Source organism: Pseudonocardia spirodelae, assembly GCF_037727765.1.
GTDB classification, from domain to species: domain Bacteria; phylum Actinomycetota; class Actinomycetes; order Mycobacteriales; family Pseudonocardiaceae; genus Pseudonocardia; species Pseudonocardia spirodelae.
This window is the reverse complement of the sequence record NZ_JBBJUP010000007.1, coordinates 131,456-152,086: the sequence shown is the minus strand read 5'-3', so window position 1 is coordinate 152,086 and position 20,631 is coordinate 131,456. Positions and strand designations below refer to the sequence as shown.

Annotated in this window: 21 protein-coding genes and 1 tRNA gene; 11 read left to right on the top strand and 11 right to left on the bottom strand. The window is 73.3% G+C overall.

All coding sequences use genetic code 11. The features are described from left to right. Window positions 1-2 precede the first annotated feature (2 nt). The 5 genes from WJX68_RS10845 to WJX68_RS10825 form a co-directional block, all read right to left on the bottom strand. Window positions 3-854, bottom strand: coding sequence for an ABC transporter permease (locus WJX68_RS10845; RefSeq protein WP_340289023.1), 852 nt, complete (start codon window positions 852-854; stop codon window positions 3-5). 8 nt (window positions 855-862) lie between these two features. Continuing rightward, complete coding sequence (locus WJX68_RS10840; RefSeq protein WP_340289020.1) at window positions 863-1,633, bottom strand: MlaE family ABC transporter permease; 771 nt, start codon at window positions 1,631-1,633, stop codon at window positions 863-865. A gap of 182 nt (window positions 1,634-1,815) precedes the next feature. After that, window positions 1,816-2,448, bottom strand: a complete 633-nt coding sequence (locus tag WJX68_RS10835; RefSeq protein WP_340289017.1) for a TetR/AcrR family transcriptional regulator — start codon at window positions 2,446-2,448, stop codon at window positions 1,816-1,818. Continuing rightward, entirely contained in the window at window positions 2,441-3,112 is a 672-nt protein-coding gene (locus WJX68_RS10830; RefSeq protein ID WP_340289015.1) for a TetR/AcrR family transcriptional regulator, read from the bottom strand. The genes WJX68_RS10835 and WJX68_RS10830 overlap by 8 nt, the downstream gene beginning before the upstream one ends. A gap of 58 nt (window positions 3,113-3,170) precedes the next feature. Beyond that, the gene (locus WJX68_RS10825) at window positions 3,171-4,223 is read right to left on the bottom strand and encodes an ABC transporter ATP-binding protein (protein WP_340289012.1); all 1,053 of its coding nucleotides are present in this window, start codon (window positions 4,221-4,223) and stop codon (window positions 3,171-3,173) included. A gap of 165 nt (window positions 4,224-4,388) precedes the next feature. Between WJX68_RS10825 and WJX68_RS10820 the strand changes: the two genes are divergently transcribed. The 3 genes from WJX68_RS10820 to WJX68_RS10810 all read left to right on the top strand — a co-directional run bounded on the left by WJX68_RS10820 (window position 4,389) and on the right by WJX68_RS10810 (window position 6,850). Beyond that, window positions 4,389-5,177: an enoyl-CoA hydratase/isomerase family protein gene (locus WJX68_RS10820; protein ID WP_340289009.1), complete on the top strand. Its 789-nt coding sequence runs from the start codon at window positions 4,389-4,391 to the stop codon at window positions 5,175-5,177. A gap of 272 nt (window positions 5,178-5,449) precedes the next feature. Then, window positions 5,450-6,127: a hypothetical protein gene (locus tag WJX68_RS10815; protein WP_340289007.1), complete on the top strand. Its 678-nt coding sequence runs from the start codon at window positions 5,450-5,452 to the stop codon at window positions 6,125-6,127. Between the two features lie 174 nt (window positions 6,128-6,301). Continuing rightward, window positions 6,302-6,850, top strand: coding sequence for a hypothetical protein (locus WJX68_RS10810; RefSeq protein ID WP_340289005.1), 549 nt, complete (start codon window positions 6,302-6,304; stop codon window positions 6,848-6,850). Here the strand turns inward: WJX68_RS10810 and WJX68_RS10805 are convergent. Continuing rightward, window positions 6,819-6,893: transfer RNA gene (locus WJX68_RS10805), tRNA-Ile, on the bottom strand. The two genes, WJX68_RS10810 and WJX68_RS10805, sit on opposite strands and share 32 nt — an antisense overlap. A gap of 82 nt (window positions 6,894-6,975) precedes the next feature. Here WJX68_RS10805 and WJX68_RS10800 point away from each other — a divergent pair. Both WJX68_RS10800 and WJX68_RS10795 read left to right on the top strand, forming a co-directional pair. Further along, window positions 6,976-7,857 (top strand): LLM class flavin-dependent oxidoreductase, encoded by an 882-nt coding sequence (locus WJX68_RS10800; RefSeq protein WP_340289002.1) that lies wholly within the window; start codon window positions 6,976-6,978, stop codon window positions 7,855-7,857. 57 nt (window positions 7,858-7,914) lie between these two features. Then, window positions 7,915-8,481 carry a TIGR03086 family metal-binding protein gene (locus WJX68_RS10795; RefSeq protein WP_340288999.1) on the top strand — a complete coding sequence of 189 codons (567 nt, stop codon included), beginning with the start codon at window positions 7,915-7,917 and terminating at the stop codon, window positions 8,479-8,481. Window positions 8,482-8,562: 81 nt separating this feature from the next. Here WJX68_RS10795 and WJX68_RS10790 read toward each other — a convergent pair whose 3' ends face one another. Together WJX68_RS10790 and WJX68_RS10785 are read right to left on the bottom strand one after the other, a co-directional pair. After that, entirely contained in the window at window positions 8,563-9,891 is a 1,329-nt protein-coding gene (locus tag WJX68_RS10790; RefSeq protein ID WP_340288996.1) for an MFS transporter, read from the bottom strand. Between the two features lie 338 nt (window positions 9,892-10,229). Continuing rightward, window positions 10,230-10,679, bottom strand: a complete 450-nt coding sequence (locus tag WJX68_RS10785; protein ID WP_340288993.1) for a hypothetical protein — start codon at window positions 10,677-10,679, stop codon at window positions 10,230-10,232. A 102-nt stretch (window positions 10,680-10,781) separates the two neighbouring features. Here WJX68_RS10785 and WJX68_RS10780 point away from each other — a divergent pair, with 102 nt between their 5' ends. The 3 genes from WJX68_RS10780 to WJX68_RS10770 are packed head-to-tail and all read left to right on the top strand — an operon-like array spanning window position 10,782 to window position 15,114. Then, on the top strand, window positions 10,782-12,278 hold the full coding sequence (locus tag WJX68_RS10780) for an SIR2 family protein (RefSeq protein ID WP_340288990.1): 1,497 nt from the start codon (window positions 10,782-10,784) through the stop codon (window positions 12,276-12,278). Between the two features lie 56 nt (window positions 12,279-12,334). Then, window positions 12,335-14,758, top strand: coding sequence for an AAA family ATPase (locus tag WJX68_RS10775; protein WP_340288987.1), 2,424 nt, complete (start codon window positions 12,335-12,337; stop codon window positions 14,756-14,758). Next, window positions 14,743-15,114: a hypothetical protein gene (locus WJX68_RS10770; RefSeq protein WP_340288984.1), complete on the top strand. Its 372-nt coding sequence runs from the start codon at window positions 14,743-14,745 to the stop codon at window positions 15,112-15,114. Before WJX68_RS10775 ends, WJX68_RS10770 begins: the two co-directional genes overlap by 16 nt. 60 nt (window positions 15,115-15,174) lie before the next feature. Here the strand turns inward: WJX68_RS10770 and WJX68_RS10765 are convergent, their stop codons facing one another. Together WJX68_RS10765 and WJX68_RS10760 are read right to left on the bottom strand one after the other, a co-directional pair. Next, window positions 15,175-16,110 carry an ADP-ribosylglycohydrolase family protein gene (locus tag WJX68_RS10765; RefSeq protein ID WP_340288981.1) on the bottom strand — a complete coding sequence of 312 codons (936 nt, stop codon included), beginning with the start codon at window positions 16,108-16,110 and terminating at the stop codon, window positions 15,175-15,177. Continuing rightward, window positions 16,107-16,934, bottom strand: a complete 828-nt coding sequence (locus WJX68_RS10760; RefSeq protein ID WP_340288978.1) for an ARPP-1 family domain-containing protein — start codon at window positions 16,932-16,934, stop codon at window positions 16,107-16,109. The genes WJX68_RS10765 and WJX68_RS10760 overlap by 4 nt, the downstream gene beginning before the upstream one ends. A gap of 67 nt (window positions 16,935-17,001) precedes the next feature. Here WJX68_RS10760 and WJX68_RS10755 point away from each other — a divergent pair, with 67 nt between their 5' ends. Further along, a complete protein-coding gene (locus WJX68_RS10755) occupies window positions 17,002-17,652 on the top strand; it encodes an NrtR DNA-binding winged helix domain-containing protein (protein ID WP_340288976.1) in 651 nt (216 codons plus the stop codon). 16 nt (window positions 17,653-17,668) lie between these two features. Here the strand turns inward: WJX68_RS10755 and WJX68_RS10750 are convergent, their stop codons facing one another. Further along, window positions 17,669-18,202: a metal-dependent hydrolase gene (locus tag WJX68_RS10750; RefSeq protein ID WP_340288973.1), complete on the bottom strand. Its 534-nt coding sequence runs from the start codon at window positions 18,200-18,202 to the stop codon at window positions 17,669-17,671. Between the two features lie 101 nt (window positions 18,203-18,303). Here WJX68_RS10750 and WJX68_RS10745 point away from each other — a divergent pair, with 101 nt between their 5' ends. Both WJX68_RS10745 and WJX68_RS10740 read left to right on the top strand, forming a co-directional pair. Then, entirely contained in the window at window positions 18,304-19,602 is a 1,299-nt protein-coding gene (locus WJX68_RS10745; RefSeq protein WP_340288970.1) for a D-arabinono-1,4-lactone oxidase, read from the top strand. Beyond that, window positions 19,584-20,594: an alanine racemase gene (locus tag WJX68_RS10740; protein WP_340288967.1), complete on the top strand. Its 1,011-nt coding sequence runs from the start codon at window positions 19,584-19,586 to the stop codon at window positions 20,592-20,594. Before WJX68_RS10745 ends, WJX68_RS10740 begins: the two co-directional genes overlap by 19 nt. The last annotated feature ends 37 nt before the right edge of the window (window positions 20,595-20,631 follow it).

Genomic DNA, 20,631 nt, shown 5'->3' with positions numbered 1-20,631 from the left:
CCTCACCCCGAGATCCGGAAGGTGTCGGCGCCGCCGTAGACCGCCATCGCGACGGCCAGGGCAGCAGTCATGACGGCGATCAGGGACAGCCGGACCGCGCGACCGACCGCCTCCCCGACGCCCACGGGCCCGCCCGTGGCGTTGAAGCCGTAGTACGTGTGGATCAGTACGACCACCACGACCTGGGCCAGGCCCTGCAACATCGCGTAGACGATGTCGATGGGCTGCAGAAACGTGTCGAAGTAGTGGTCGAAGGTGCCCGAGGACAGTCCGAAGGCGACGACCTGCGTGAACTTCCACCCGGCGTAGGCCATGACGAGGCCGACCGCATAGAGCGGCACGACGACGATCAGTCCAGCGATGATCCGGGTCGTGACAAGGTAGGGCATCGACGGGATACCCATGACCTCGATCGCGTCGATCTCCTCGTTGATCCTCATCGCGCCCAGCTGCGCGGTGAACCCGGTCCCGATCGTCGCCGCGAGCGCGGCGCCCATGATGATCGGCACGAGCAGACGCGTTCCGACGTTCGCAGAGGTGAATCCAGCCAGCGCCTCCAGGTCGATGTTGTTCAAGGCCTGGTAGGCCTGGACGCCCGCGGTGGTACCGCCGAAGAAGAGGATGAACCCGCTGATGACCGCGGACCCTCCGATGAGTGCGAGCGCGCCGTTGCCCATGCCCACCTCGGCGATCAGCCGCACCTCCTCCTTCTTGTACCGGCCCAGCGCGCGGTACACCCAGGCAAGGGCCTTGGTGTAGAAGGTGGCCTGCTTGCCGAGTTCCTCAAGAGCGGACAGGGGGCCGCCGTAGACCCGGCGCAGCACTGCCAGGTTCTCCCTGTTCAGGGTGGTCATGTCGCTTCCTAATCCAGGAGTCCGAGTGCGTAGGGCAGCTGGCTGAGCACGACGTTCACCGGGAACAGCAGAACGAACGTGTAGACGACCGTCTCGTTGACCGCGTTCCCTACGCCCTTGGCCCCGCCGGCGACGTTCAGCCCGCGGTAACAGGCGACGAAGCCGCCGAGCATGCCGAAGATCGTCGCCTTGATCTGGCTGTGGATCAGCTCGCCGGACCCGGTGATCAGCGTGAGGCTGTCGATGAATTGCCCAGGGTTGGCGCCCTGGAGGTACACCGAGAACAGGAAGCCACCCGTGATGCCGATGGCAATGAGCAGACCGTTGATGAAGAACGTGACGAACATCGTCGCGAGCACGCGCGGCACCACCAGGCGGTGGATCGGATCGATCCCGAGAACCTGCATCGCGTCGAGCTCCTCCCGGATCTTCCGGGAGCCGATGTCCGCGCAGATCGCAGTGGCGCTCGCTCCCGCCACGACGAACGTCGTCCCGATCGGACCGATCTGAGTCACAGTCGCGTAGGCCGACCCCGCACCGGCGAGGTCGATGGCCCCGACCTCTGTGAGGATGTTGTTGAACTGGAACGTCACCAGCACTGTGAACGGGATGGAGACCAGGATGGTCGGCCCGAACGTCACGCTGGCGATGAACCAGGCCTGCTGGATGAACTCGCGCCACTGGAACGGGGGCTTGAAGGTCGCCACCACAGTGTCGAGCACCATCGCGAAGAAGCTGCCGATGGGCTTCGCGACCGCCCCGATCGGACCGGCGCTCATCGAGGGATCGCCTCACTGCGATCCGAAGTAAGTGACTGCATCTCAACCTCCACCGAGCCCAACGAGGAGGTCCGATCGGAGTTACGCCGGTCACCAATGTTTTTTAGACGAACCGTCCAACAACTCCGCGAACGGGTGGCTTCGAGCGTCGGGCACGACCTGCAGCCGCGCCGGAGCGGCTGTTATCCCTGTCGATGGGTGAAGCCGTGCAACACGATCGTCGAGAGCTCCTCGATGACGACCGCGTTCTCGGGCCGGTGGAGCTGCGCGTCGAACAACCAGTCGTCGAAGACCGCGCAGCCCAGCAGGGCAGCGAGGACGACGGCCGGGGTGTCGACGTCGTCCACCCCCTCCAGGAACGTGCCCTCGGTGTCGCACAGCAGCACGTCGCGGACGACACCGAGCAGGGCGGCGAAGACGTCGACCACTCCGCGGGACAGTTCCTGGGAGTCCGCCTCGTAGGCGTAGACCCCGACCATCGCTACGACGGCCTCGCGGTTCTCCGCGAGGACGTCGAACAGGTCGCGCAGAAAGGCGCGCGCCCGTGGCTCGTCCCGGCCGATCGGGGCCCACCACCGTTCGGCGAACTCGGCACAGGCGGCGGCGAACCCGGCCACGACCGTCTGCGTGAACAGCCCCGCCTTCCCGCCGAAATGCCGGAACAGCAAGGGCTGTGAGACGCCGGCGTCGCCGGCGATCTCGCGGGTGCTGGTCTGGGCGTAGCCGCGGTCGACGAACGCCCGGGCCGCTGCCAGGAGCAGCAGGCTCCGGACCTCTTCGGCACTGCGGCGACGGCGGCGCTCCGGCTCACCCATCGTCGGCCTGCCTGTGCCAGATGCCGTGCAGCATGAGCTGCTCGAACTCGGCCACCATCCGGTCCCGGGCGTCGCTCGCCGCACAGCCCTGCGGACCCTCGTCGTCGCGTCGAAGCCATTCCCAGGTGACGGCGGTTGCCACCAGCATGCCGACAGTCCCACGCACGGACAGCGGTGGGTTCAGCCCGACCAGCCCGCGCTCGGCCGCCTCTTGGAGGAAGACGTACTCGAGTCGGCGGAGCACCTCGGTCAGAGCGTCGTCCTCCGCCTCGAGGACGACCCGGACGACGTCGGTGTGCACCTGTGCGACGCTCAGGGCGACGACGGCGCCGCGCGACAGGACCAGGGAGTCGAACAACGCCGCCACGAAGGCCCGGGCGACCGGAGGTCCGTGTTCGCCCGCTTCCCAAGCACGCACATAGTCCTGCAGGGTCTCGACCAGCGGCTCGTGCACCGCCGTCCGGAACAGGAGCGCCTTCCCTCCGAAGTGCCGGAAGAGCAGGACCTCGGCGACGCCGGCGCGGTGCGCGATCGCCTTCGTGCTCGTCCGCGTGTACCCGTGCCGAGCGAACAGCTCGCGCGCGGAGTCAACCAGCAGCCGCCGGGCTTCCCCCGGCGCGAGACGACCGGTGCGGGACCGGCGTTGCGGGGACCCGTCGACCACCGGCGAAGTGTACTGCGCGCCGGCCCCGTCGCCCCTGACGGCAGACCTCATCCGCGACTCACCAGTCGTGCCTGCCGACGCGCGGGAAGGTCTCCGTGGCGGCGTCTGCAGGACCGCTCGGGACGTGTCCCGCGGGCGCACCGGCGCCGACGAGGCCGTACGACTCCTGGATAGCCCGTCGCGCGGACGGCGCGAACTCAGGGAGCATCGACAAGACCCTCTCCCGGCGCCTCCCGACCGCCTTGCGCTCCGGCATCCCGGGCGATGCCGCGAGCTGGGACTTGAGGGGCGGCAGCCCGTCCAGCTCCCCCGCCTCGGCCATCTCCCGCTGCGCCTGGGCCGTGTCCTTCTCTTCCGACATGCCGATCGGTCCCTGTCGACGACCGTTGAGGAACTGCGCCACGACCGGCTCCTCGCTGGTGAGCAGCTGCTCCCGTGGGCCGAACATCGCCAGGTGCTTGCGGAACAGCAGACCGATGTTGTCCGGCACGGTCTGGGCGGTGTTGATGTCGTGGGTGACGATCAGGAACGTCGAATCGGTCTGAGCGTTGAGGTCGATGATGAGCTGATTGAGGTAGGCGGTCCGGACCGGGTCCAGGCCGGAATCGGGCTCGTCGAACAGGATGATCTCCGGGTCGAGCACGAGGGCGCGGGCCAGGCCAGCGCGCTTGCGCATGCCGCCGGAGATCTCCCCGGGCAGCTTCCCCTCGTCACCGGTGAGCCCGACCATCTCCATCTTCTCCGCGACGATGTCGCGGATCTCCGTCTCCGGCTTCCGGGTGTGCTCCCGCAGCGGGAACGCGATGTTGTCGTAGAGGTTCATCGACCCGAAGAGCGCGCCGTCCTGGAACAGCACGCCGAACAGCTTCCGGATCTCGTAGAGCCGCGACTCCGAGCACTTCAGTAGGTCGGTGTCGTGGATGACGATCGAGCCGCGCTCGGGCTTCAGAAGCCCGATCAACGACTTGAGGAACACCGACTTGCCGGTGCCCGACGGCCCCAGGAGGACCGACACCTCCCCCGGCGGCAGCGTGAGGGTCACGTCCGACCAGATGTTGGCCGGACCGAAGGACTTCGTGAGTCCGCGGACGTCCACGGCGACACCAGACATGGGCACGACCTCCAGGTAGTAAGTGGCTGCTTCATAAGAACGTACAACACAGGGCCGAACGGGTGAGCTACAGCCCACACCAAGCCGAGCAGGGCGGCTCGACAGATTTTTGACTCTGCTAGTCTCAAATTAGCTGGTCGATCCGTAGCACCCCCTGGAGGTTCCATGTCCGGTAGCGAGCAGATGCACGACGTCGTCGTGCATCGCGACGGGAGCGATGACGCCGTCGCCGTGATGACGCTGAACCGGGCCGACCGGATGAACGCGCTCAGCCATGGCCTACTGGTCGAACTCCGCGAACAACTCCGAGCCTGCGACAACGACCCGGGGATCAGGGCGATCGTCCTGACCGGTGCCGGTGACCGGGCATTCTCCGCGGGGGCGGACCTGAACGGCGGCCCCAGCGACGCCGAACAAGTGGTTCGGACTTACTACAACCCGCTGATCAGCGACATGATCGCTGCCCGTACTCCACTGATCGCAGCAGTGAACGGTGTCGCCGCCGGCGCGGGTGTGTCGCTCGCGCTCGCGTGCGACCTGCGTGTCGCCGTCGAGACGGCCTCGTTCGGTCTCGCCTTCGTCCGGGTCGGGCTGGTGCCCGACGCCGGAGCCACCTGGCTCCTGCCGCGCATCATCGGTACTGGACGGGCCCTGGAAATGGCGCTGTCCGGACGTCCGGTCCCCGCACCGCAGGCTCTGACCTGGGGACTCGTCAACGAGGTCGTGCCCGGGGGTGAGGCACTCCCCCGCGCCCTGGACCTGGCCCGGACGATCGCAGCGCTGTCGTCCAGCACCGGCCCGATCCGCGCGCTCGTCCACGGAGCCGCCACGACCGACCTGGCCACCCAACTCGATGCTGAAGCGAACGCACAGGGCCTGGCACAGCACCATCCCGATTACCGAGAGGCCCGGGCCGCCTTCGCCGAACGGCGCCGCCCGGTGTTCGCGCGGTGACCCGCTCCCCGCGGGTGCCCGCCACCGGCACGGGGCCTTATGCCGTGCCCGGATTCGCCATTCGCGCCGAGGTCCGACGGGCCCACCGGCTGCTGCTCTCCGCCTACCCGCCGCACAGCCGGGTTCTGAGCATCCGGTTCGCACGGTCACAGTCAGGGCGCGCCACGGTGGACCGCACCCGAGAACGCCTCTTGCACGAACTCGGACTCACCGTCGTCGTCCACGACCTCCCTGCCTCCGTTGCCCCCGACCGGCTTCGCACCCTCCTCCTCATGGCCGAGACCGACGTCGGGACCGCCCTGGTGCATCTCGACCGTCCTCCGACGCACCGCCTGCGGACCGTGTGCGAGGAGCTGCCGGCAACCAAGAGGTGGAACGACCCCGGCCCCGACACCGCCCACGCCGTCGCCCGCGTGGTGCATCCGTTCCTCACCGACGACGCGACATGCGCTGTCGCAGGAGCATCGACCAGGATGGGACGCCGCATCGTTGTCGCCTTGCGCGAAGCGGGTGCACGCCCCGTCCCACTCGACAAGGGCGACGATCTGCGAAGTCTGCCCGGCATGGACGTCGTGGTCGAGGCGGATCCGCGTCTATGGGCGGATACCGCACGCCATCTGGGCCCCGGTACGAGCCTCCTCGTGCGCACGGGCTCCGAAGCCGTCCGCACAGCCGCCGACTCTCCGCCGTGCACGGCCATCGCCGACGCCGCCTGTCTCGCAGCCGTTGAGGCCGCAGTGTTCGCGGAACGAGCGGTGCAGGCTGTCGTTGCGCCGCATCTCCGGCCCTGGCGCTACCTCGTCGCGGGGCCGTCGGGTCGGCTCACGTCGGCCGGGGCCGACGTGCTCACCGCGCTCAGGGAGGAACGGGGCGCCAGGTTCGAGGATGCGAGATGGGCCTTGTCCACGCCGTGCGCGCCCCCGGCCCGTTCCCACTCCATCGACAGTTGATCGACCGCACGTGTGCTGTCCCGAATCATCTGAGCGGACGACGACCAAGGCGCATGGCCGCAGGGGACAGCAGCTGTGAACCTCACACAGACCTGAGAGCTGCGACAACGACAGCGTTCTGTCGGAGGTACCGCGCACACTGCACCCATGCGGACGATGACAGAGCTGGGATGGGTGGACGACCTGGAGCAGGACGCAGTCGATACAACCGCAGCCATGCTGGCGGAGGGAGGGTGGGTTCCTCCGCCGACGGTGCACCTGTTGTGCGCCGAGCTACCGCGCCTCCCCTATGTCGGCTACTTGCGGTCACGCCCGTTCTACCGCGGAGACGACGCTCACCGAGCCATCGCGGGTCTGGGCTGGATCGCGTCGCTGACGCAGGCGTCGCGTGTGGTCCTCATCTGGGAGCAGGCCGACCTCTCGATCGCGCTGCAGCGACCGCCATCACTGCCGTCCGGGCTGGTCGTGCTCGACGCCGCCCGCGGCAGCGAACATGAGGTCCGCTGGCACCCAATGGACCTCATCGAGACCGGCACAACACCTGACGGTCTCCCGACCGCGGTCCCGGAGTGGGGACCGAGTCGGAGGATCCCGGGCGGGCGGCTGCCCGAGCCGATCCTGGACCTGCTCGCGCTGTGGCGCGAAGAGCGCATCTGGTCCGAGGTGCGCAACGCTCTGAGCTGCACTTCTGTGCGGCGGGCCGGGTTCGAACCGGCAACCTGACGGGTTATGAGTCCGCTGCTCTGACCAGTTGAGCTACCGCCGCAAGGTGACCGGAGGCTACCGGAGCCGCGTCCGGCCGGATCACCCGACGGAGCGCGTGCGCGCGCCGGATAGCGTGCCACCGCATGCGGCTCGGTTACCTCACGCACGTCACCGGTGACGATCCGTCACGGGCGTTCCGCGAGACCCTCCGGCTGGCCGAGCGCGCCGAGGAGCTGGGGTACGACTCGTTCTGGGTCGCCCAGCACCACGACGGCCACCTCGGCGGGCGGCTGCCGTCGCCGCTGGTGCTGCTGGCCGCCGTCGCCGAGCGGACGCGGCTGATCCGGCTGGGGACCGCCGTGGTCGCGCTGCCGCTGGAGGACCCGCGCCGGCTCGCCGAGGACGCCGCGGTGCTCGACGCGCTGTCCGGTGGACGTCTGGAGCTCGGCATCGGTGCCGGTGCCGATCCCGACGCGGCCCGCCGTTTCGGCCGGCACCACGACGACCGGCACCGCGACACCCTCGCCGCGCTCGACGTCCTGCTGGAGCTGCTGCCGCCGGCGCTGGCCACGCAGCGGACCTGGTGGGCGACGGGGACGTCGGCGTCGGTCGACGCCGCGGCCGCCCGCGGGGTGGGCGTCCTGTCGGGCAGGCCGCCCGCGGCGGACCCCTCGGTCGTCGCCGACCTCGCCCGGTACTGGACCTACGCCCGGGGCGGGCCGCGCGTCGCGCTGTCCCGCCCGCTGCCCGCCGGGCACTCGACGGGCCGGATGATCGACGACCTGCTCGCCGACCCGGCGCTGCCCTGGGCGGGCGAGGTGATCGTGCAGGCCCAGCCGGCCACGGCCCCGGCCGACGTCCACGACGAGGTGCTCGAGCGGACCGCGCGGTTCGTGCGGCCCTTCCTCGGGGTGGCCGGACCGGCGCACGGGGCCGAGCACTCCGCGGCGACGGCCGCCGGCGGACCCGACGTCGACGACGCGCCGCGGATGCGGCCGCGGCCGGTCGCCCGGACGTCCCGGTAGCGCCGGAGCGGGCAGGATGGGCACCCCGTCCACCGGCCGCCCCGAGGAGTCGATCACATGGATCCCGCCCTCTCCCCCGCCGACGAGTTCCGCGAGGTCGCGGGCCGGTTCTCCGAGATCGTCACCGGTGCCACCGGCGACGCGTGGGACCGCCCGTCGCCGGTCGGGGGCTGGCGGGCCCGCGACGTCGTCGGGCACCTGGTCGAGTGGTTCCCGGCCTTCCTGGAGTCCGGGGCCGGGATCACCCTGCCCCGCGGCCCGGACGTCGAGGACGACCCCGCCGGCGCCTGGACGACCGTCCGCGACGCCGTGCAGGCGCTCCTCGACGACCCCGCCACGGCCGCGCGCAGGCTGAGCAACCCGCACGTCGGGGACCTGTCCGTGCCCGACGCGGTGAGCCGGCTGTTCACCGCCGACGTCTTCATGCACACCTGGGACCTCGCCCGCGCGACCGGTCAGGACGAGACCCTGGACCCGCAGCGGTGCGCGGTGATGCTCGAGGGCATGCGGACGATCGAGGACCTGATGCGCGGGAGCGGTCAGTACGGGCCGCGGGTCGACGTGCCCGACGACGCCGACGTGCAGACCCGGTTCCTCGCCTTCATCGGTCGCGACCCCCGCTGACCGGCGACGACGGTCACCGGCAGTGGGCGCGCGACACCGCCACGGGTGACGGCCGCCCCGTGCCCGTGACGGGGCACCGGATCACACCGGGACCGGACCGTGCGGGTGGTGCTCGTCGACCCGGACCCGGTGGGAGTGCGTCCAGCCGCGGGCCGTGGCGACGGCGTCGGCGAGATGGCCGTGGTCGGCCTGCGGATCGTGCCGGTGCCGGACGACGTCGCCGCCACGGGCCGGCCAGACCAGCGCCGCGGTGACGGCTCCCCCGGCCGCGAGCAGCGCCAGGACCGTCCACGCCGGACCGAACCCGGCGTCGGCGGCCAGCCATCCGGTGAGCGGGTAGGTCACCAGCCAGCAGGCGTGCGACAGCGAGAACTGGGCACTGAACAGGGCGGGCCGGTGGGCGGGGGCACCGGAGCGGCGCAGCACCCGGCCGGTGACGACGGTGATCCGGCCCGGCCCGAACCCGACCAGCGCCCACGCGACGACGGCCGCGGGCCAGGACGGTGCGACCGCGACGAGCAGCGTCACCGCGGTCGCGGCGACCGAGACCGCGGCCCCGGTGAGCATGACCGTCCGCTCCGGGCGTCGGCTCGCCGCCCGCGGCGCGGTCAGCGCGGCGACCGCGGTCCCGGCACCGGCGACGGCGAGCAGCAGCCCGACGTCGGCGTCGGTCCCGCCGAGCAGGTCGCGCACCACGTTGGTGGTGGTGACCAGCGAGATCGCCCCGGTCGCGGCGACCACGAGGTTGAGCGCGAGCAGCCCGCGCAGCTGCGGCGTCGCGCGGAAGAGCCGCACCCCGACCGAGAGGCGGGTGGCGAACCCGCCCGGGGTCCGCGCGGTCACGTCCGGGACCCGGGTGGCCACGACCAGCGCGGCGGAGGCGGCGAACCCGGCCGAGGTGGCGACGAACAGGGCGTCGTAGGTGAGCACGGCCAGCGCCGCCGCGGCGAGCAGCGGGCTCAGCACGGTCTCCAGGCTGCTCGCGAGCTGCGACGCCGAGAGCGCCCGCGCGTAGTCCCCCTCGTCGGTGACGATGTCGGGCAGCGTCGACTGGAACACCGGGGTGAACGTGGCCGACGCCGCCTGCAGCACGGCGACCAGCACGAACACCTGCCACAGCCGGTCGACCAGCGGCAGCGCGAGCACGACCGCACCGCGGACCAGGTTCGCGCCCAGCATGATCGTCCGGCGCGGGACGCGGTCGGCGACGGCGCCGACCATCGGCGACACCAGCACGTAGGCGACCATCTTGACCGCGAGCACCGAGCCGAGGACGACCGTCGCCCGCTCCCCGGCGAGGTCGTAGGCGAGCAGGCCGAGCGCCACCGTCGTCAGACCGGTGCCGACCAGGGCGACCACCTGAGCGGTGAACAACCGCCGGAACCGGGGATCACCCGTCAACGACCGCACTCCGGACCTCCCGTTGTCTGCGAATGCGGTCACCGTAGACGGAGAATCGCATCGCCCCAACGGATTACCTGCATTCCTGTTGCAGGAAGAATGCGTTGGCATCGGACCACATCGGGGCCGTGAGCTGCGGCGACGCTCTTTCCATCCGTCAGTGCAGAATCGGCGACAACACAGAAGGTGTCCGGGATCATCCCCCGACAGGAATGTGAGGACCGGTCGCCGGCGCGGTTCGGCCCGATGCGCCCCACCGGCCGGCAGCTTGCGGATGAGGTCGGCGACCGACCACCGATGCCACTGCGATGACGATAGCGGTACGCGCGGACGACCCAGCCCTATGGTCAGCCGACTCCCCGCACCCACCCGGAGACGCGTCGCCCGTCGAACGGGTCGTGTGCAGCGTTCGTCCTCAACAGTGTCAACGTCGTGTTCCGCCGGGCCTGGATCTGGGCAGCCGCTCCGAGGAACGGCTCCCTCTCACGCACATTGTCGATGCCCTGTCGCCAGATGGCGAAGGTAGAACGCGAGATCGCCCCCTCCTTGCGCATCTCGTACTGGTCCTCGCACAGGAGCACGTACATCTCGACGGACTTCCGGTCCTTCTCGGAGAGTTGCTCGTAGGGAGTTCCGGAGTCGAGCTCGCCGAGCGGAAGCCCGTCCACGATCTTCCAGTAGCGCTGCACGTACAGGCTCTCGAACTCGCGGACGCGCTGGACCTGCGCGGCCCGTAGCTGCAGCCCTGCGAACACCACGCCGACCGCGGTGACCACCGCAGCGATGCTCTCGATCATGTCCTCGGGTTCCTCTCGTCGGTGATCGGCGCAACGACGCATCTGGTCGCACGGCACGATGGGGTCGCCAAGCGCGACCGGTAATGCGGCAAGGTGTCGTGAATGGGTCACGTCTTCGTCGTCCCCGGCGACCTCATCCGCTTCGCCTGTGACGCCCGGCTCCTCCCCACCGACCGCCTGCTGACGATCACTCCGGCCTGGCGCACCCCAGATGTCGAGGCGCGGGTGGCCGCGCTGGACCCCGGCCTGCGCCGCCGGTTCGGCGCCGAGGAGATCCTGGCGACCCCGTTGCCGGACGGTGACGGTCCGCGTCCCGTCCTGACCGCCGTCCCGTTCACCGGGGTCGGCTGCGGCGACGACGTCCGTCGTCCGCTGACCGAGGGGCTGACCGCGGCGGCGCGGGTGGCCGGGCCGTCACGGCGGGCCGTCCCGCTGATCGCCATGCCGCTGTTCGGCAGCTCCGGGGGCGGTGGCGACCCGCTGCGCGGCGAGCTGATCCGGATCGCGCTGGACGTCGGCCGGGAGGTCGCGAGCGGGCACGGGGTCGACGTCGCGCTCGTGCTGCGTGAGCCGGCCGACCTCGCGCAGGCCCAGGAGTACCGGCGTCGCGACCCCGGGCGCTGGTGGCCCGAGCTGGACGACCGGCTCCGGGCCACGCTGCGCACCGTTGCCGGGTACGCCCGCCGGGGACTGCTCGTCCCGTTCATCGGGGCCGGGGTGTCGATCTCCGCGGGCCTGCCGACCTGGGCAGACCTCCTCGCCACCCTCGCCCGCGACCGGCTGCCCGCCGGTTCCGAGAGGGAGTTCGCGGCGCTGCCGGTGCTCGACCAGGCCGAGATCCTGCAGGGCCTCCACACCGACCGGGCCGCGTTCACCACCGAGATCGCGAAGCGCACCCGGGCCGACCGCTACGGGCTCGCCCCGGCGCTGCTCGCCGGGCTGCCCACCGGCGAGGCCGTCACCCTGAACTACGACGAGCTCTACGAGATGGCGAGCGCCGACGCCGGCCGGCGGACCGCCGTCCTGCCCTTCGACGCCGCGGACTCCGGTGACCGCTGGCTGCTCAAGCTGCATGGCTCGGTGTCCCGTCCGGACTCGATCGTCCTGACCAGGCGGGACTACCTCGGCTACCGCAACGGCCGCGAGGCGCTCTCGGCTCTCGCCAAGGCGCTGCTGCTGACCCGCCACCTGCTGTTCGTCGGCTTCGGACTGTCCGACGACCACTTCCACGAGGTCATGCACGACGTGCGCGCGGTCGCCGGCGGGCACCGCCGCACGCTGGGCACCGCGCTGGTGCTGGAGCCGTCCACCCTGCGCGACACGCTGTGGCGCAGCGACCTCGACTTCGTGCCCGTGGGCGGGGACGACGTCGCCGAGCAGGCCAGGCGCCAGGAGATCGCGCTCGACCACCTGCTCGCCGACACCGATCGCGGGCTCGGCCACGTGCTCGACCCCCGGTTCCGCGACCTGTTGCCCGACGCCGAGCGCCGGCTCGCCGACCGGCTCACCGCGCTCGCGTCCGCGATGGATGCGGACGAGACCGCGACGGCGACCGGTGACGCCGTCCGGGAGCTGCTGACCCGGCTCGGCAAGAGGTGACTGTCGGGGGCCACCGCTACCGTTCGCGTCACCTGGTCACCGACGAGAGGGAGCCGATGCACGAGGCCGAACGCGGGCTGCACGACCTGCTGGTGGAGCGGTTGCTCGCCGACGAGGCGATCGGCGACGACGTCGCCGGCCTGGTCCTCGCCGCCTGGTCGGGCACCCAGGACCTCGCCGACGCCCTCGCCGGGAGGTCGACCCCGGCCGCCGACCCCCGGGCACCGGCCGTGCCGTCCGCCCGACCGGAGGCCTACCTCGCCGCCGTGCACGTCGAGGGGTTCCGCGGGGTCGCCGACGTGCAGACCCTGCCGTTGCGGCCCGGTCCCGGGCTGACCCTGGTCACCGGTCGCAACGGGTCGGGCAAGTCCAGCTTCGCCGAGGGTGCCGAGCTCGCCCTGACCGGGACGAGCAGCCGCTGGCGCAACCGCACGTCGGTGATCTGGAAGGAGGGATGGCGCAACCTGCACGCCACCGGGCCGACGTCGGTGTCGGTCGATCTCGTGACCGCCGGCGCGCCCGGCACCACCAGGATCAGCCGGACCTGGGCGCCCGGTTCGGGACTCGACGACGCGGTGTGGACCGTGCAGGAACCGGGGGCGAGACGCACCGGGTACGACGGAGGCGCCTGGCGTGAGGACATGGACACCTACCGCCCGTTCCTGTCCTACGGCGAGCTGGGTGCGCTGATCGACGGCAAGCCGAGCGAGCTGCACGACGCGCTGTTCCGGCTGCTCGGCCTGGGTCCGCTCACCGAGGCCCAGGACCGGCTCAAGACCGCCCGCAGACCCCTCGACGACGCCGCCCGCGCCGTCAACGCCGCCCGCAAGCCGCTGCGCGAGGCACTCGATCAGGTCGAGGACCACCGGGCCTCCGCCGCGGCCGTCCTGCTGAAGAAGACCGCGCCCGACCTGGAGGACGTCGCGGCGCTGGCCGCCGGGTCCGACGCCGACACCGGGGACGGCGTGGCCCTCCGTGCCCTGCTGGGGACCGACCCACCGGACCCCGAGCGGGTCGCGACGGTCGTGCACCGCCTGCGGCGGACCCGGGCGGCGCACGAGGGAATCGCCACCGACGACGCCCGCACCGCCGACGACACCGCGACCCTGCTGCGGGCGGCGCTGGCCCACCACTCGGGGCACGGGGACGCACCGTGCCCGGTGTGCGGGTCCGGGACGCTCGACGCCGGCTGGCACGACCGCGCCACCGCGCGCGCGACCGAGCTGGAGGCCGCCGCCGACGCGCTGCGGGCGGCCACGCGTGACCTGGACACCGCGATCGCCGAGGCGGCCGCGCTCACCGCCGCCGTCCCGCGGCCGGTCCTGGACGCCCCCGTCGACACCACGTCCCTCGCCGTCGCGCTCGACGCGTGGACCGCCGCGGCCGCCGACCCGGACGCGATCGAGGCCGCGTACGGCCCGCTGGCCGCCGCGCTGGAGGCGGCACGGAAGGCGGCGGAGGCCGAGCTGACCCATCGCGACGAGGTGTGGTCGCCCCTGGCCCGGCGCCTGGCCACCTGGCACGACGACGCGCTCGCCGTCCAGCGCGACCAGCCCGCGCGCACGCGCCTCGCCGCGGCCGACACCTGGCTGGCCGCCACCGCAGGCACGCTGCGCGACGAGCGCCTGGCCCCGTTCGCCGGCGCGTCCCAGCAGGTCTGGAACGCGCTGCGTCAGCAGAGCAACGTGGCGCTCGGCCCGGTCCGCCTCGACGGCAAGGGACCGCGTCGCCGCGTCGCGCTCGACGTCAGCATCGACGATGCCGACGGCGGCACCGCACTGGGTGTGATGAGCCAGGGCGAGCTGCACGCGCTGGGCCTGTCGCTGTTCCTGCCACGCGCGACCGTCGGGGAGAGCCCGTTCCGGTTCGTCATGATCGACGACCCGGTGCAGGCGATGGACCCGGCCAAGGTGGACGGTCTGGCCGCCCTGCTCTCCGAGGTGGCCCGGGACCGCCAGGTGGTGGTGTTCAGTCATGACGACCGCCTCGCCGACTCGGTGCGCCGCCTGCAGCGGCCCGCCACGATCTGGGAGGTCCAGCGCCGCGAACGGTCCGCGGTGGAGATCCACCCGGGCAGTGATCCGGTACGCCGCTACCTCGGAGACGCCCGCGCACTGGCGAAGGCCGACGGCCTGCCCGACGACGTCCGCGGCGAGCTCGTCGCGACCTGCTGCCGCAGCGCGGTCGAGGCGGCCTGCCACATCCGGATCCGCGCCACCCGGCTGTCCCGTGGCGAGCCCCACGCCGACGTCGAGCGGGCCATCGCCGAGGCCCGCACCACCCACCAGATCGCGACGCTGGCGCTGTTCGACGACCTCCATCGCGGCAGTGACCTGCTGAAACGGATCACCTCGGCGCGCGGGTCGCGTGCGACCGACGCGTTCCAGTCCTGCAAGAAGGGCGCGCACGCCGGGCTCGGCGGGCACCTGGGCCCGTTCCTGCGCGAGGTCGAAGGGCTGGCCCTGTGGCTGCAGGGGTGACCCCGGCCGGGGTGGACCGGCGACTCGCCGTCGCGGACCGGCTGCTGCGCGAGCCGGAACTGGTCGAGGCAGCCGTGTGGCCGCGGGCCTGTACCTGGCTGATCCGGATCGCCGTCGAGCACGCGGTCGACGGCTACTGGGCCCGCACGATCCCGGCCGTCGCGACGACGAACCGGCGGGCCCAGTTCGTCGTGCTGCGCCACCGGGAGCCCGATGTCGGACCCGCTGCGGAGGAGCTGTGGTCCCGGCTCAGCCGGGCCGCGCACCACCACGCCTACGAGCTGGCCCCGACCGCGTCGGAGCTGCGCACCTGGCACGGCGAGGCGGAGCGGGTGGCCGCGGTGCTGGGCGCCTGATCGTGTTCCCCGCGGCACGCCGCGGCCGGCCGCCCCCTCACCGCCCGGCCGCGGCGCCGGTCACCGGGCCGCGCCGACCGTCCGCGTCGCGAGCCCGGTGAGGTCCCCCGCCCGCAGCCCCGGCCACCCGTGGACGACGTCGCGGTGGCGGTCCGGGACCGCGGCGGCCCCGAAGCGGGCCCCGAGCAGCGCCCCGGCGATCGCCGCGACGGTGTCGGTGTCCCCACCGCCCTCGACGGCGGCGACCACGCCGTCCTCGAAGGACGTCGCCCGTTCCACCGCCGACCAGGCCCCGAACAGCGCGGCGACCACCCAGCCGTTGTTGCGGCCGAAGGCGCTCGGCGGCTGGTACGGCGACTCGTCGAGCCACCGCGTCCACTGCGGGTCGAGCCGGGACAGGCCGACCCGCAGGTCGGCGACGCCGGTGCGCACCGCGTGGTCGACCGCCAGGCACCAGAGCGCACATGCCTCCCCCGCGACCGGGTCGTGGTGGGTCAGCGCACTGACCGCGTGCGCGGCCTCCACGATGGCGTCCGGGTCGCCGAGGTGGGCCAGCGCGACCGGGGCGGTGCGCATCAGCGCCCCGTTCCCGGCGCTGCGCCCCCGGGAGCGGTGCAGCTCGGCCGCGGTCCCGCGCAGCCGGGCGGCCGAGCCGGGACCCGGCTCCACCCCGGACAGCACGCCGCGGGTCTGGATCCCGACGTCGCCCGGGCCGGAGGCGTACCAGGCGAGGAAGCCGTCGGCGATCGCGTCCAGCGCCTGCGGGGTGCGCAGGTCGGCACCGGTCGCGGCGACCCGGGCGATCACGCAGGTCATCTCGGTGTCGTCGCTCCACTGCCCCGGCGCGTAGTCGCCGAGGCCGCCGCCCAGCATCGCCGGTGCGCCGGTGAGCGGGCGGGAGCCGTACTCGTAGGGCACCCCGAGCGCGTCGCCGACCGCGGTGCCGAGCAGCACCCCGGCGGCCCGGTCCGCGGTCGCGGCGTCGACGGCGCTCACGCCGTCACCAGCGGGTGGGCCGCGTTCACCGCGACCGTGACCACGGACCGGCCGCGCCAGCTCAGCCCGCTCACCCGGTACCGCTCGGTGCTCCCGGCGAACCCGGTCGCGTCCCCGCCGGCGACCGGTCGCAGGGGGACCCCGGGCAGGTGGCGCACGAACCGGCGCGCCCGGTACCCGGGCGTGACCACCGGGTCGGCGCCGACGGCGTCCACCGCGACACCGGCCAGCAGGTCGTCCCACACCGCCGCCAGGGTGCGCGGCGAGTCGAAGACCTCCAGCAGCAGCGGCCGGCCCGCGACCCCGGCCAGCACCCCGCTCTGGAACGCGGCCGGGCGCACGTCGCGGACCAGTCGCCGTGCCTGTTCCCGCCGGGACCGCGCGACGTCGGCGAACCCGCCGCCCCCACCGTCGCCGTAACCGGCGACGCGGCGCCAGACGGCAGCCTGGTCGTCGACCGCGGAGCGCACCGCGACCGGCGCCCGCTCCCCGGTGCGGGCGTGCCCGCCGCCGCCCGCCCAGCGGTTCTGCTCGACGCAGCGCACCGGCACCACCGTCGACCGGCCCGCCCCGACGAGCACCGGGCGCGCGACCACCCGGTCCTGCCGGCCGCCGGTGACCAGCTCTCCCTCCGGCAGCAACGCGGGCCTCGCCCCGCGGTTCGTCACCACGAGCTCGGCGACGACCGGCGTCCCGGCCCGCTCCGCGACCTCCAGGGAGCCGGCCCCCAGGTCGTAGCCGCGCCCGGACACCGCGGCCCCGTTGAACACCGGGAACAGCGTCAGCCCACCCCGCACCACCGGGCTCCCCACGTGCAGCTCCATCACGTCCCCCTCATTAGATCGAACTTGCGCTAACCAATAAGAGCACGAGTGCGCTAACTTGTCCAGCATGATCTGGCGCGACGAGCACGGGAAGTCCCTCGCCGACCACGAGCGGCCGTCGGTGGCGGTCGACGTCGCGCTGCTGACGCTGCCGCCGGGCGGCGACGAGCTCGGCGTCGTCCTGCACGAGCGCACCGGCGGGCACGAGGCGGGCCGCCGGGCACTGCCGGGGACGTTCCTGCACGTCGACCGGCGCGAGACGCTGCGCGACGCGGCCCTGCGGGCGTTGCGCGACAAGGTGGGCGTGACCGGGCGCGAGCCGCGCCAGCTCCGGGTGTTCGACGCCCCGGACCGCGACCCGCGCGGGCGGGTCCTGTCCGTCGCGCACGTCGACGTCGTCCCGTTCGCCCTGCTGGCCGGCAGCGCCGCCGAGGTCGTCGGACTCGGGTCGCTGCCGCCGCTGCCCTACGACCACGACGACGTCGTCGCCGCCGCCGTCGCGCACGTCCGCGACGTCTACCGCGCCGGCCCCGACCCGCTCGGGCTCGCCGGCGAGGAGTTCACGCTGCTGGAGCTGCAGACCGTCCACCAGGCCGTGCTGGGCACGCCCCTGCAGAAGGACACGTTCCGCCGGCACGTCCTGCCCGGCCTGGCCGACACCGGCCGGACGCGCGAGGGCACGGTCGGCAAGCCCGCCCGGACCTTCCGGCGCCGCTGAGCCGTCCGGCCCCGGGTCACCAGGCCCAGGTGCCGGTCACCAGCGCGACCCCGGTGATCGCCAGCAGCCCGACGACGACGTGCTCGCCCGTCCCGCCGGTCCGGAACCGCAGCGCCCGCGGCCAGCGGATCCGCAGCGGCCAGAACGCGAACCGGTTCCCCGAGGTCGTCAGCGCGTCGCCGAGCGCGCCGACCCAGCAGCCCGCCCCGGCCGCGACGCCGGTCCAGACCGCCGTGTCCCCGGGCAGCAGGAACCCGGTCCCCCACCACGCGAGCAGCCCGACGGCGGCGGCGAACACCGGCGAGTGCGACAGCCCGCGGTGCGCGATGCCGGTGAGCAGCCTCGACAGCCACCGGATCACCCGGCACAGCAGCCCGGTGACCGGGCCGAGCGCCCGCGACGCCGTACTGGACGGGTAGTCGAGGTCGGGCGCGAACGCGGCGAGCGCGCACACCGCGACGACGACCGGGACCAGCAGCGGCGGGGGCGGCACGGTCGCGCAGACGGCGAGGCCGAACACCGCCCCGGAGAGCGCGTGGGTCCGGCCCATCACCTGGTCATCACCCCGGCGAGCCTAGAGAACGATCACGCAGGGTGACTGGTGGGACACGCCGGTTGACCTCGATCCGTCCGCGCCGCAGGCTCACCACCGTGAGCGGCTGGCGGAACTGGGCGGGCAACCAGCGCACCGATCCGGTGCGGACGGTCCGGGCCCGCGACGCCGGCGAGGTCGCCGACGCCGTCCGCGCCGCCGCGCTGACGGGCCTGCGGGTCACGGCGACCGGCAGCGGGCACTCCTTCAGCGGGATCGGCGTGCCGGACGGGGTGGCCGTGGCGGCGCCGTCGGACCCGGCCGGGGTACGGCTCGACGGCGACCTCGCGCACGTCCCGGCCGGGGTCACCCTCCGCGCCCTCAACCGTCTGCTGTGGACCCACGGCCGGGCGCTGCCCAACCTCGGCGACATCGAGGAGCAGACCCTCGCGGGCGCGATCTCCACCGGCACGCACGGCACCGGCGCCGGGTACCGGGGCATCGCCGCGGGCGTGCGCGGGGTGGAGATCGTGGTCGGCGACGGCAGCATCCGGCGCCTGGACGGCGGAGTCGAGCTCGACGCCGCCCGGGTGGGGCTGGGCGCGCTCGGCGTGCTCACCGGGATCACCGTGGAGACCGTGCCCGCGTTCGCGCTGCGCGCCGTGGAGACCGCCCGGCCGCTGCGCGAGGTGCTCGACGGCCTCGACGACCTGACGGCCGCGCACGACCACGTCGAGTTCTACTGGTTCCCGCACACCGAGCTGGCCGCGCTCAAGGTGAACGACCGGACCACCGACGACGGCCCGCGCCGCGGCCGGGTCGGCGCGTGGGTCGGCGACGAGCTGCTCGGCAACGCCGCGTTCGGGCTGGTCTGCCGGGCCGGTGAGCTGCTCCCGCCGCTGGTCGGCCGGCTGAACGCGCTGATGGCCGGGCAGATGGCGGCCGCCGAGTACGTCGGGCGCTCCTACGAGGTGTTCTGCAGCCCGCGCCGGGTCCGCTTCCTCGAGATGGAGTACGCCGTACCCCGCGCCGCGCTCCCGGAGGCGTTCGCCGGGCTGCGCGCGGCCGCCGCGCGGCACGCCCGCGACGTCACCTTCCCGGTCGAGGTCCGGGTGCTGGGCGGCGACGACGTGCCGCTGTCCACCGCGTACGGACGGGACACCGCCTACCTCGCCGTGCACGTCCACCGTGGACGCCCGCACGAGGCGTACTTCGGCGCCGTCGAGGCCGTGCTGTCCGACCTGGACGGGCGCCCGCACTGGGGCAAGCTGCACACCCGCACCGAGGCGCAGCTACGCCCCCGCTACCCGCGCTTCGACGACGTCGTCGCCGTACGCGACCGGTTCGACCCGGAGGGCCGGTTCCGCAATCCCTACCTCGACCGGGTGCTGGGAGTGCCGTGCGCGTCACCGACCTGACCACCCCCGCGCTGCTCGTCGACGCGGCCGCGCTGGAGGCCAACCTCGCCGACATGGCGGCGCTGCTGCCCGGACCGCGGCTGCGCCCGCACGTCAAGGCGCACAAGACGACCGCGCTCGCCGCCCGGCAGGCCGCGCACGGCCACCGCGGCTTCACCTGCGCGACCGTCCGCGAGGTGGAGGGCATGGCCGCGGCCGGCCTCGGCGAGGACCTGCTGCTCGCCAACGAGGTGCTCGACGCCCGCCGGCTCGGCGCCGTCGTCGCGACCGGGGCGCGGGTGACGGTCGCGATCGACTCGCAGCAGACGCTGCGGGCCGCCGTCGACGGCGGCGTGCGCGAGGTGCTCGTCGACGTCAACATCGGGATGCCGCGCTGCGGGGTCGCCCCCGAGCGGGCCGGGGCGCTCGCCGACGACGCCCGCGCCGCCGGTCTCGTCGTCCGCGGGGTGATGGGCTACGAGGGCCACCTGCAGCTGCTCACCGACCCGGGCGAACGCGCCCGGCTCACCACCGGGTGCACCGACCTGCTGCGTGCCGCGCACGCCGACGTCGGCGGCGAGGTCGTCTCCGGCGGCGGCACCGGGACCCACCGGATGAACACCGCGTGCACCGAGATCCAGGCCGGGTCCTACGCGCTGATGGACACCGCCTACAGCGCCGCCGGCCTGCCCTTCCGCCAGGCGCTCACCGTGCTGTCCACCGTGGTCTCCACGACCGCGCCGGCCGGGGGGACGCCCGGCTGGGCGGTCGCCGACGCCGGGCTCAAGGCGTTCGGGATGGACCACGGCAACCCCGCCGTGCCGGGCGGGAACGTGTGGTTCTGCGCCGACGAGCACCTGGTCTTCGACGCCGCCGACGCGCCGCGGACCGGGGACCGGGTGCGGGTCGTGCCCGCGCACGTCGACCCGACCGTCGCGCTGCACGAGCGGATGCACGTCGTCGACGGCGACGAGGTGCTCGACACCTGGGCGGTCGACCTGCGGGGCTGGTGACGGCGGCGGCGCGGCCGCCGGACGCCGCCGCGGCCGG

Bases quoted from the DNA above. Each gene is read 5' to 3' on its own strand.
- WJX68_RS10785 (WP_340288993.1), bottom strand. From the start codon at position 10,679: ATGATCGAGAGCATCGCTGCGGTGGTCACCGCGGTCGGCGTGGTGTTC.
- WJX68_RS10755 (WP_340288976.1), top strand. From the start codon at position 17,002: ATGATCTGGCGCGACGAGCACGGGAAGTCCCTCGCCGACCACGAGCGG.
- WJX68_RS10835 (WP_340289017.1), bottom strand. From the start codon at position 2,448: ATGGGTGAGCCGGAGCGCCGCCGTCGCCGCAGTGCCGAAGAGGTCCGG.
- WJX68_RS10775 (WP_340288987.1), top strand. From the start codon at position 12,335: ATGCACGAGGCCGAACGCGGGCTGCACGACCTGCTGGTGGAGCGGTTG.
- WJX68_RS10820 (WP_340289009.1), top strand. From the start codon at position 4,389: ATGTCCGGTAGCGAGCAGATGCACGACGTCGTCGTGCATCGCGACGGG.
- WJX68_RS10845 (WP_340289023.1), bottom strand. From the start codon at position 854: ATGACCACCCTGAACAGGGAGAACCTGGCAGTGCTGCGCCGGGTCTAC.
- WJX68_RS10795 (WP_340288999.1), top strand. From the start codon at position 7,915: ATGGATCCCGCCCTCTCCCCCGCCGACGAGTTCCGCGAGGTCGCGGGC.
- WJX68_RS10800 (WP_340289002.1), top strand. From the start codon at position 6,976: ATGCGGCTCGGTTACCTCACGCACGTCACCGGTGACGATCCGTCACGG.
- WJX68_RS10815 (WP_340289007.1), top strand. From the start codon at position 5,450: ATGGCCGAGACCGACGTCGGGACCGCCCTGGTGCATCTCGACCGTCCT.
- WJX68_RS10825 (WP_340289012.1), bottom strand. From the start codon at position 4,223: ATGTCTGGTGTCGCCGTGGACGTCCGCGGACTCACGAAGTCCTTCGGT.
- WJX68_RS10840 (WP_340289020.1), bottom strand. From the start codon at position 1,633: ATGAGCGCCGGTCCGATCGGGGCGGTCGCGAAGCCCATCGGCAGCTTC.
- WJX68_RS10750 (WP_340288973.1), bottom strand. From the start codon at position 18,202: ATGGGCCGGACCCACGCGCTCTCCGGGGCGGTGTTCGGCCTCGCCGTC.
- WJX68_RS10760 (WP_340288978.1), bottom strand. From the start codon at position 16,934: ATGGAGCTGCACGTGGGGAGCCCGGTGGTGCGGGGTGGGCTGACGCTG.
- WJX68_RS10780 (WP_340288990.1), top strand. From the start codon at position 10,782: ATGGGTCACGTCTTCGTCGTCCCCGGCGACCTCATCCGCTTCGCCTGT.